Annotated in this window: 20 protein-coding genes; all 20 read left to right on the top strand. The window is 55.6% G+C overall.

Annotation, left to right across the window (positions count from 1 at the left end):
* The first annotated feature begins 93 nt into the window (after positions 1-93).
* Entirely contained in the window at positions 94-405 is a 312-nt protein-coding gene (gene rpsJ / locus ELY25_RS02600) for a 30S ribosomal protein S10 (protein WP_009098983.1), read from the top strand.
* Between the two features lie 159 nt (positions 406-564).
* Positions 565-1,203: a 50S ribosomal protein L3 gene (rplC, locus tag ELY25_RS02595; protein ID WP_126949732.1), complete on the top strand. Its 639-nt coding sequence runs from the start codon at positions 565-567 to the stop codon at positions 1,201-1,203.
* A gap of 15 nt (positions 1,204-1,218) precedes the next feature.
* Positions 1,219-1,824: a 50S ribosomal protein L4 gene (gene rplD, locus ELY25_RS02590; RefSeq protein ID WP_126949731.1), complete on the top strand. Its 606-nt coding sequence runs from the start codon at positions 1,219-1,221 to the stop codon at positions 1,822-1,824.
* On the top strand, positions 1,821-2,117 hold the full coding sequence (rplW, locus tag ELY25_RS02585) for a 50S ribosomal protein L23 (RefSeq protein ID WP_126949730.1): 297 nt from the start codon (positions 1,821-1,823) through the stop codon (positions 2,115-2,117). The genes rplD and rplW overlap by 4 nt, the downstream gene beginning before the upstream one ends.
* 17 nt (positions 2,118-2,134) lie before the next feature.
* The gene (gene rplB / locus ELY25_RS02580) at positions 2,135-2,965 is read left to right on the top strand and encodes a 50S ribosomal protein L2 (RefSeq protein ID WP_106374965.1); all 831 of its coding nucleotides are present in this window, start codon (positions 2,135-2,137) and stop codon (positions 2,963-2,965) included.
* A gap of 33 nt (positions 2,966-2,998) precedes the next feature.
* Positions 2,999-3,274, top strand: a complete 276-nt coding sequence (gene rpsS, locus ELY25_RS02575) for a 30S ribosomal protein S19 (RefSeq protein WP_009098993.1) — start codon at positions 2,999-3,001, stop codon at positions 3,272-3,274.
* 18 nt (positions 3,275-3,292) lie between these two features.
* Entirely contained in the window at positions 3,293-3,625 is a 333-nt protein-coding gene (rplV, locus tag ELY25_RS02570; RefSeq protein WP_009723900.1) for a 50S ribosomal protein L22, read from the top strand.
* 11 nt (positions 3,626-3,636) lie between these two features.
* A complete protein-coding gene (rpsC, locus tag ELY25_RS02565; protein ID WP_106374964.1) occupies positions 3,637-4,341 on the top strand; it encodes a 30S ribosomal protein S3 in 705 nt (234 codons plus the stop codon).
* Between the two features lie 15 nt (positions 4,342-4,356).
* A complete protein-coding gene (gene rplP / locus ELY25_RS02560) occupies positions 4,357-4,770 on the top strand; it encodes a 50S ribosomal protein L16 (protein ID WP_007112000.1) in 414 nt (137 codons plus the stop codon).
* Positions 4,770-4,961 carry a 50S ribosomal protein L29 gene (rpmC, locus tag ELY25_RS02555; protein ID WP_018917730.1) on the top strand — a complete coding sequence of 64 codons (192 nt, stop codon included), beginning with the start codon at positions 4,770-4,772 and terminating at the stop codon, positions 4,959-4,961. Before rplP ends, rpmC begins: the two co-directional genes overlap by 1 nt.
* A 1-nt stretch (position 4,962) precedes the next feature.
* On the top strand, positions 4,963-5,223 hold the full coding sequence (rpsQ, locus tag ELY25_RS02550) for a 30S ribosomal protein S17 (protein ID WP_009723897.1): 261 nt from the start codon (positions 4,963-4,965) through the stop codon (positions 5,221-5,223).
* A 51-nt stretch (positions 5,224-5,274) separates the two neighbouring features.
* A complete protein-coding gene (rplN, locus tag ELY25_RS02545; RefSeq protein ID WP_009723896.1) occupies positions 5,275-5,646 on the top strand; it encodes a 50S ribosomal protein L14 in 372 nt (123 codons plus the stop codon).
* A 14-nt stretch (positions 5,647-5,660) separates the two neighbouring features.
* Positions 5,661-5,975, top strand: a complete 315-nt coding sequence (gene rplX, locus ELY25_RS02540; RefSeq protein ID WP_007111996.1) for a 50S ribosomal protein L24 — start codon at positions 5,661-5,663, stop codon at positions 5,973-5,975.
* 18 nt (positions 5,976-5,993) lie between these two features.
* Positions 5,994-6,533 carry a 50S ribosomal protein L5 gene (gene rplE / locus ELY25_RS02535; protein WP_126949729.1) on the top strand — a complete coding sequence of 180 codons (540 nt, stop codon included), beginning with the start codon at positions 5,994-5,996 and terminating at the stop codon, positions 6,531-6,533.
* 10 nt (positions 6,534-6,543) lie between these two features.
* Complete coding sequence (gene rpsN, locus ELY25_RS02530; RefSeq protein ID WP_018917727.1) at positions 6,544-6,849, top strand: 30S ribosomal protein S14; 306 nt, start codon at positions 6,544-6,546, stop codon at positions 6,847-6,849.
* Between the two features lie 32 nt (positions 6,850-6,881).
* Positions 6,882-7,274 carry a 30S ribosomal protein S8 gene (gene rpsH / locus ELY25_RS02525; protein ID WP_126949728.1) on the top strand — a complete coding sequence of 131 codons (393 nt, stop codon included), beginning with the start codon at positions 6,882-6,884 and terminating at the stop codon, positions 7,272-7,274.
* Positions 7,275-7,283: 9 nt separating this feature from the next.
* Positions 7,284-7,814, top strand: a complete 531-nt coding sequence (gene rplF / locus ELY25_RS02520) for a 50S ribosomal protein L6 (RefSeq protein ID WP_126949727.1) — start codon at positions 7,284-7,286, stop codon at positions 7,812-7,814.
* A gap of 9 nt (positions 7,815-7,823) precedes the next feature.
* A complete protein-coding gene (rplR, locus tag ELY25_RS02515) occupies positions 7,824-8,174 on the top strand; it encodes a 50S ribosomal protein L18 (RefSeq protein WP_008959159.1) in 351 nt (116 codons plus the stop codon).
* A gap of 11 nt (positions 8,175-8,185) precedes the next feature.
* Positions 8,186-8,686, top strand: a complete 501-nt coding sequence (gene rpsE / locus ELY25_RS02510; RefSeq protein WP_071695005.1) for a 30S ribosomal protein S5 — start codon at positions 8,186-8,188, stop codon at positions 8,684-8,686.
* 6 nt (positions 8,687-8,692) lie between these two features.
* Positions 8,693-8,875, top strand: coding sequence for a 50S ribosomal protein L30 (rpmD, locus tag ELY25_RS02505; protein WP_126949726.1), 183 nt, complete (start codon positions 8,693-8,695; stop codon positions 8,873-8,875).
* Positions 8,876-8,878: the final 3 nt, after the last annotated feature.

Here is an 8,878-nt window from a genome sequence, read left to right as displayed (position 1 = left end):
TTGACATGGGCTTTTGGCGTGCCTATAATGCGCATCCTTTGAATGCGTGGGTAGACGGCTCGCGCCGTCGACATCCATTGGAGTTTAGGGCAAATGCAGAACCAGAAGATTCGCATTCGGTTGAAAGCGTTCGACCATCGCCTGATCGATCAGTCCACAGCGGAGATTGTTGAAACCGCTAAACGTACTGGTGCTCAGGTTCGTGGACCGATTCCGCTGCCGACCAACCGCGAGCGTTATACCATCCTGATTTCACCGCACGTCAACAAAGATGCGCGTGACCAGTATGAGATTCGCACGCACAAGCGTGTGCTCGACATCGTTGAGCCGACCGAGAAAACTGTTGATGCGTTGATGAAGCTCGATCTCGCCGCTGGCGTAGACGTGCAAATCAAGCTCGACTAATTACACTAGACACTTGCGGCCCAGCGTTCGTCGCTCGCATTGCGAGTTAGTACGATCAGCAGCCGCCGCGCCGTGAGGCGCCACACAATGTGCTAGTGGAATGCTCTGGAAAGGGCAGCCATAGCGGGTGATAGCCCCGTACACTATAGGAGACTGAGTATGACTATCGGTTTAGTCGGTAAAAAGGCCGGGATGACCCGTGTCTTTACCGAAGATGGCGCATCTGTGCCCGTGACCGTTATTGAAGTTGATCCTAATCGTGTTACGCGCGTTAAGACCATTGAGTCTGACGGCTACGCAGCGATTCAGATCACTACAGGTTCTCGTAAAGCCAAGCACCTCACCAAAGCGCAAGCTGGACAGTTTGCCAAGGCGGGTGTTGAAGCTGGTCGTTCGCTGATGGAATTCCGCCTTGCAGAAGGTGAAGAAGCTCCTGAAGTGGGCGGCGAGCTCACTGTATCCCTCTTTGAAGCTGGTCAAATAATCGACGTGACTGGCACCTCTAAGGGTAAAGGCTTCCAGGGTGCTGTTAAGCGCTGGAACTTCCGTACCCAAGACAACAGCCATGGTAACTCCCTGTCGCATCGCGCGCCGGGTTCTATCGGCATGTGTCAAACACCAGGTCGCGTATTTAAAGGCAAGAAAATGGCCGGTCAAATGGGTAATACCCGTTGCACCGTACAGAGCCTTGAGATCGTCCGTGTTGACGCCGAGCGTAACCTGCTGCTGATCAAGGGCGCTGTACCGGGAGCACCCGGTAGCGACGTTATCGTTCGCAGCGCCGTGAAAGCTGGCTGAAGGGGATAATTACCAATGAATCTGAATCTTGCTGCAGGCACGGGTACCGTTGAAGTAGCCGACGCCACTTTTGGCAAAGAATTCAACGAAGCACTAGTACACCAGGTTGTTACCGCCTATTTGGCCGGTGGCCGCCAGGGTACTCGCGCTCAAAAGAGCCGTTCCGACGTACGTGGTGGTGGTAAGAAACCATGGCGCCAGAAAGGTACCGGTCGTGCACGTGCCGGCACCATCCGCTCTCCGCTGTGGCGCAGCGGCGGCGTAACCTTCGCGGCACGTCCGCAAGACTACACCCAGAAGGTTAACCGCAAGATGTACCGCGCGGCGATGCGCTCCATCCTGTCTGAGCTTGTACGTCAAGAGCGTTTAGTCGCTATTGAAGAGTTCAGCGTCGAAGCGCCCAAGACCAAGCAGGTAGCTGCCAAGCTGAAAGAGCTCAACCTTGAAAAAGTGTTGATCGTCACTGAAGAAGTCGACGAAAAGCTCTATCTGGCCGCACGCAACCTTCCCCACGTTGACGTGGTGGATGTCGCGGCAGCTGACCCGGTTAGCCTGGTTGCCTTTGATAAGGTCCTGGTTACCGTCTCCGCCCTGCGTAAATTCGAGGAGAAGCTGGCATGAACCAGGAACGCGTATTCAAGGTTCTGCTTGGACCGCACGTGACCGAAAAGGCCGCGATGGCTGCAGAGCGCAACCAGTACGTTTTCAAGGTGGCAACTGATGCTACCAAGCCCGAGATCAAGAAAGCCGTTGAAGCACTGTTCGGCAAGAAGGTCGGTAATGTTCAGGTACTGAACATGAAGGGTAAAACCAAGCGTACTGCACACGGCGTTGGCCAGCGTAAGGGTTACCGCAAAGCGTATGTGACCCTGGCTGCGGGTGAAACGCTCGAAGACTTCTCTGGCGCCGAATAAGGGCAGGAGTACGGAAAATGGCAATCGTCAAGACCAAACCCACTTCCGCCGGTCGTCGCCACGTCGTCAAGATCGTTGGCGAGGAACTGTACAAGGGCCGTGCGTATGCACCGCTTTTGGAAAAACAGTCCAAGTCCGGTGGCCGTAATAACTACGGTCGTATCACCACCCGCCACGTGGGCGGTGGTCACCGTCATCACTACCGGTTGATCGACTTCAAGCGCACCAAGGATGGCATTCCGGCCACCGTTGAGCGTCTGGAGCACGACCCGAACCGTAGTGCGCATATTGCACTATTGAAATATGCAGATGGCGAGCGTCGTTACATCATTGCACCGAAAGGTGTCAGCGCGGGTGACGTGCTGGAATCAGGTGTTAACGCGCCCATCAAGAAAGGCAATGCCTTGCCTCTGCGCAATGTACCGCTTGGTTCTACCGTTCACGGTATTGAACTTAAGCCGGGCAAAGGCGCGCAGATTGCTCGCAGTGCCGGTACTAGCGCCCAGCTGGTCGCTCGTGAAGGTAACTACGCCACCTTACGTCTTCGCTCTGGCGAAATGCGTAAAGTACTGGCCGAGTGCCGCGCGACCCTGGGTGAAGTGAGCAACTCCGAGCACAGCCTGCGTCAACTTGGCAAGGCCGGTGCGAAGCGCTGGAGAGGCGTGCGTCCGACTGTTCGCGGTGTCGCGATGAACCCGGTGGATCACCCGCACGGTGGTGGTGAAGGCCGCACCAGTGGTGGTCGTCACCCGGTATCCCCATGGGGTGTGCCGACTAAGGGTCACAAGACGCGTAAGAACAAGCGCACCGACAAGCTGATTATTCGTCGTCGTAACAAGACGCGTTAATCGAAATTGCCAAGACATTAAGAGGTAACGGCTGTGCCACGTTCACTAAAGAAAGGTCCCTTCATTGACCTTCATCTTTTGAAGAAGGTAGAGGCTGCAGTGGAGAAGAACGATCGCAAACCGATCAAGACCTGGTCGCGTCGTTCGATGATCCTGCCCAACATGGTAGGTCTGACCATCGCAGTCCATAACGGACGCCAGCATGTCCCGGTGCACGTCTCCGAGGAAATGGTGGGTCATAAACTTGGCGAATTCGCTGCTACTCGCACATATCGCGGGCATGCTGCGGACAAGAAAGCCAAACGGTAAGCCAGAGAGGATTTAGAGATGGAAGTCACAGCTAAGCTGAGTGGCGCTGCTTTATCCGCACAGAAGGCCCGTTTGGTGGCTGACCAGGTGCGCGGTAAACCGGTCGCCGAAGCTATTGATCTGCTGACCTTCTCACCGAAGAAGGCTGCCAAGCTGGTCAAGAAAGTGCTTCAGTCCGCCATCGCGAATGCGGAAGAAAATAACGGCATGGACATCGACGAGCTGCGTGTCTCGACCATCTGCGTCGATGAGGGCATGACGCTCAAGCGTATCAAGCCGCGCGCCAAAGGCCGTGCGGATCGTATCTTGAAGCGCACCTGCCACATCACCGTCAAGGTAGCCGAGAAGTAGGAGTCGACCAGATGGGTCAGAAAGTCAATCCAACAGGCATTCGACTGGGCATCGTCAAAGACCATGCTTCTGTCTGGTATGCCGAGCGCGGCGCCTATGCCGATAAGCTCAATAACGATCTCGAAGTGCGCAGCTTCCTGGAAGAGCGTCTGAAAAGCGCTTCCGTAAGCCGCATTCACATCGAGCGTCCGGCTAACAACGCCCGCATCACCATTCATACTGCCCGTCCGGGTATCGTGATTGGTAAAAAAGGTGAAGATGTCGACCGTCTACGTCGCGATCTTACCGAAATGATGGGTGTTCCGGTTCATGTGAACATTGAAGAAGTTCGCAAGCCGGAGCTGGATGCCAAGCTGGTTGCTGCTAACGTAGCGGGTCAGCTTGAGCGTCGCGTAATGTTCCGTCGTGCCATGAAGCGCGCGGTACAGAACGCAATGCGTCTTGGCGCTGGCGGCATCAAGATTCAGCTGTCAGGTCGTCTTGGTGGTGCTGAAATCGCACGTACCGAATGGTACCGCGAAGGTCGCGTTCCGCTGCATACCCTGCGTGCTGATATCGACTACGCCACCTTTGAGGCTCACACCACCTACGGCGTTATCGGCGTCAAAGTGTGGATCTTCAAGGGCGAAATCCTCGGTGGTATCGAGGAAGTACGTGCCAAGGCTAAGCAACAGCAGCCTGCCGGCAACGCGCCCAAGAAGAAAGGTTCCAGGTAAGGGGAGAGCGAGTCGATGTTACAGCCCAAGCGTATGAAATTCCGCAAGATGATGAAAGGCCGCAACCGTGGCCTGGCGCATCGCGGAAGCAAGATCAGCTTCGGGGAATACGGTCTGAAAGCTACTGGTCGCGGCCGCATCACTGCGCGTCAGATCGAAGCCGGCCGTCGTGCGATCACACGTCACGTTAAGCGTGGCGGTAAGATCTGGATCCGCGTTTTCCCTGATAAGCCGATTTCCAAGAAGCCGCTCGAAGTTCGTATGGGTAAAGGTAAAGGTTCTGTTGAGTACTGGGTAGCCCAGATCCAACCGGGTCGGGTCCTGTACGAAATTGAAGGTGTATCCGAAGAGCTGGCTCGTGAAGCATTTGAACTGGCCGCTCAGAAGATGCCCTTGTCCACCACCTTTGCGAAACGGACGGTGATGTGATGAAAGCACAGGAAATTCGTGAAAAGTCCGCAGGAGAGCTCAAAGAGCAGCTCCTCGAGCTACTCCGCGAGCAGTTTAACCTGCGCATGCAGAAGGCCACTGGCCAACTGAGCCAGACTCATCTGCTCAAGCAGGTCCGTCGGGATATCGCCCGCGTTAAGACTATGCTCAACGAGAAGGCAGGTGATTGAGATGGCCGAAGAGAAAAAAACCCGTACGCTCACCGGCAAGGTGGTGAGCGACAAGATGGATAAATCCATCGTCGTTATGATCGAGCGTCGTGAACGTCACCCGATCTACGGAAAATACGTTAAGCGCTCCACCAAGCTGCACGCCCATGATGAGGCGAACCAGGCTAAGGCAGGCGATACGGTTTCCATTCAGGAGTGCCGTCCGCTTTCCAAGAAGAAAGCCTGGACGCTGGTCGAGGTGGTCGAGCAAGCCAAGGGTTAATACCCTGGGTTTGTCCAACCAGTGCAGTCAGATTAGGTTTGGAGAAAACCGATGATTCAGACTCAGACAATGCTGGATGTCGCCGACAACAGCGGAGCGCGCCGGGTGCAATGCATCAAGGTGCTAGGCGGTTCACACCGTCGCTACGCCCGCGTTGGTGACGTCATTAAAGTAACGGTGAAAGAAGCTATCCCTCGCGGCAAGGTCAAAAAAGGCCAGGTCCTGAAAGCGGTAGTTGTTCGCACCCGTAGTGGCGTCCGTCGTAGTGACGGTTCGCTGATCCGTTTCGATGGAAATGCGGCAGTTTTGTTGAATAACACCAACGAACAGCCGATCGGCACGCGCATCTTCGGGCCGGTTACTCGTGAGCTTCGTAATGAGAAGTTCATGAAGATCATTTCCCTAGCGCCTGAAGTGCTGTAAGGAGCGAGGCGGATATGCAAAAGATCAAACGTGACGATGAAGTCATCGTCATCGCCGGGAAGGATAAAGGCAAACGTGGCACCGTTAAGCGGGTATTAGAAAACCGCTTCTTGGTGTCCGGTGTGAACATGATTAAACGTCACACCAAGCCAAATCCCATGGCGGGAAATCAGGGCGGTATCGTCGAGCGTGAGGCTCCGATTCACGCGTCCAACGTAGCCATCTTCAATTCGGAGACCGGTAAGGCGGATCGCGTCGGCTTCCAAGTTAAGGAAGACGGTACCAAGGTACGTATCTACAAGTCGACGCAGACGCAGATCGACGCCTAACGCGAGTCGGGTAGCAAAATGGCGAACTTGAAAGAACGTTATCAAAACGAGGTGGTAGCTCAGCTCAAAGAGCAGTTCAGCTACGCCAACGTAATGCAGGTACCCCGGATCACAAAAGTGACTCTGAACATGGGTATCGGCGAAGCGGTTAGTGATAAAAAGCTGATCGACAATGCCATCGGCGACCTGGAGAAACTCTCTGGTCAAAAGCCGCTGGTGACCAAGGCACGCAAGTCCATCGCGGGCTTCAAGGTGCGTGAAGGTTGGCCAATCGGTGTCAAAGTAACACTGCGCGCTGAGCGTATGTGGGACTTCCTGGACCGTCTGGTGAACATCGCAATCCCTCGCGTGCGTGACTTCCGTGGTCTTAACCCGAAGTCTTTTGACGGTCGCGGCAACTACTCCATGGGTGTGCGTGAGCAGATCATCTTCCCGGAGATCGAGTATGATAAGATCGATCGTATCCGTGGGTTGGACGTCACTATCACTACTACCGCCAACACCGATGAGGAAGGTCGTGCGCTGCTGAGCGCGTTGAACTTCCCCTTCAAAAAATAAGGGTTGGATCATGGCTAAGAAAAGTATGATAGAGCGTGAGCTCAAGCGTACGCAGCTGGTCGAGAAGTATGCGGCCAAGCGTACTGAGCTCAAGGCAATCATCTCAAACGTTAACACGTCTGAGGAAGAGCGCTTCGAGGCGACGCTGAAGCTGCAGCAACTGCCGCGTGACTCAAGCCCGGTTCGTCAGCGTAACCGCTGCCGCATCACGGGTCGTCCGCACGGTTTTTACAACAAGTTCGGCCTCGGCCGTAACAAGCTGCGTGAAGCCGCCATGCGTGGCGACGTCCCTGGTCTGAAAAAGTCCAGCTGGTAACGCTACGTAGAATCATCAGGAGCGCACATTAAATGAGCATGCAAGACACTCTGGCGGATATGTGTACCCGTATCCGCAATGCGCAGATGGCCACCAAAGAGACGGCAGTCATGCCGTCTTCCAAGCTGAAAGTGGAAGTGGCCCGCGTGCTAAAGGAAGAAGGTTACATTACCGACTTCACAGTAGCTGAAGGCGTCAAGCCCCAGCTGACCGTGACTCTCAAGTACTTTGAGGGCAAGCCGGTTATTGAGCACATTCAGCGTGTTTCCAAGCCGTCTTTGCGTCAGTACAAAGGCAAGGACAACCTGCCTAAGGTGGCCGACGGCCTGGGTATCGCGATTGTCACCACGTCAAATGGTGTCATGACCGATCGTGCCGCGCGCCAGGCGGGTGTCGGTGGCGAAGTCATCTGCACCGTATTCTAGGAGGCTGGAATGTCCCGCATAGCGAAATATCCGGTTAAAGTGCCTGCCGGCGTTGAGGTTAAAATCAACGACGACCAGCTGACCGCCAAAGGCGGCCAAGGCACGCTGTCAATGACCATTCACCAGGACGTGGTGATTGGTCAGGAAGATGGCCAGCTGACCTTCGCCCCGAGTGAGTCTGCCAAGAGCTGGGCAATGGCCGGTACTACCCGCGCCTTGGTTCAGAACCTGGTAACGGGCGTATCTGAGGGTTTCACAAGAACTCTCGAAATTGTTGGCGTCGGTTATCGTGCCCAAGCAAAGGGCCAGACGCTCAATCTTTCACTGGGCTTCTCGCACCCGGTCGACTACCAACTGCCTGAAGGTGTCTCAGCGGAAACGCCGAAGAACACCACTATCGTGCTGAAAAGCGCGGACAAGCAGATGCTCGGTCAGTGCGCCGCGGAAATCCGCGCCTTCCGTCCGCCTGAGCCGTATAAAGGCAAGGGTGTTCGGTACGCCGACGAGCAGGTGCGTCGCAAAGAAGCCAAGAAGAAGTAAGGCAGGGTTATGAACGCGAAGAAAGAATCTCGTCTCCGTCGTGCCCGCCGCGCTCGCGCCAAGATCCGCGAGCTGGGCGTGTATCGCCTGTGCGTCAACCGTACCCCGCGTCACATCTATGCGCAGATTATCTCGCCGGATGGTGGCAAAGTGTTGGCCAGCGCTTCAACGCTGGACAAAGCACTGCGCGAGGGTGCGACCGGTAATTCAGATGCGGCCTCCAAGGTCGGTGCTCTGATTGCCGAACGCGCTAAAGAAGCAGGCATCACCCAGGTGGCCTTCGACCGTGCTGGCTTTAAGTATCACGGTCGCGTCAAGGCTCTGGCCGACGCCGCTCGTGAAGGCGGCCTGGAATTCTAAAGGGTTTTACGATGGCGAAGAACGAACAGCAAAGCGGCGATCTGCAAGAGAAGTTAGTGCAGGTTAACCGCGTCGCCAAGGTGGTCAAAGGTGGTCGTATTTTCGGCTTCACCGCACTGACCGTCGTTGGTGATGGTAAAGGTCGTGTTGGTTTCGGTCGTGGCAAGGCGCGTGAAGTGCCGGTCGCGATCCAGAAAGCGATGGACCAGGCTCGTCGCAATATGGTCAAGGTTAACCTCGCAGGCCACACTCTGCAGTACCCGGTAAAAGCCCGTCACGGTGCTTCCAAGGTGTACATGCAGCCGGCTTCCGAAGGTACCGGTATCATCGCCGGTGGCGCCATGCGCTCTGTACTAGAGCTTGCTGGTGTCCACGATGTACTGGCCAAGTGCTACGGTTCCACCAACCCGGTTAACGTGGTTCGAGCGACTGTTAAAGGTCTCTCTGCCATGCAAGCACCGGAAGACGTGGCCGCCAAGCGCGGTCTGTCTGTCGAAGCGATCACGGGGTAAGACACCATGGCAGCAACGATCAAGGTTACCCAGATCCGCAGCACCATCGGCGTTCTACCCAAGCACAAGGCTACTATGAAGGGCCTGGGTTTGCGTCGCATCGGTCACACGGTTGAACTGGAAGACACCCCTGCCGTACGCGGCATGATCCACAAGGTTAACTACCTTGTGAGCGTTGAGGGAGAGTAATCC

This window comes from Vreelandella populi (assembly GCF_003989825.1).
Taxonomy (GTDB): Bacteria; Pseudomonadota; Gammaproteobacteria; order Pseudomonadales; family Halomonadaceae; genus Vreelandella; species Vreelandella populi.
This window is presented reverse-complemented; position numbering and strand designations above follow the sequence as displayed.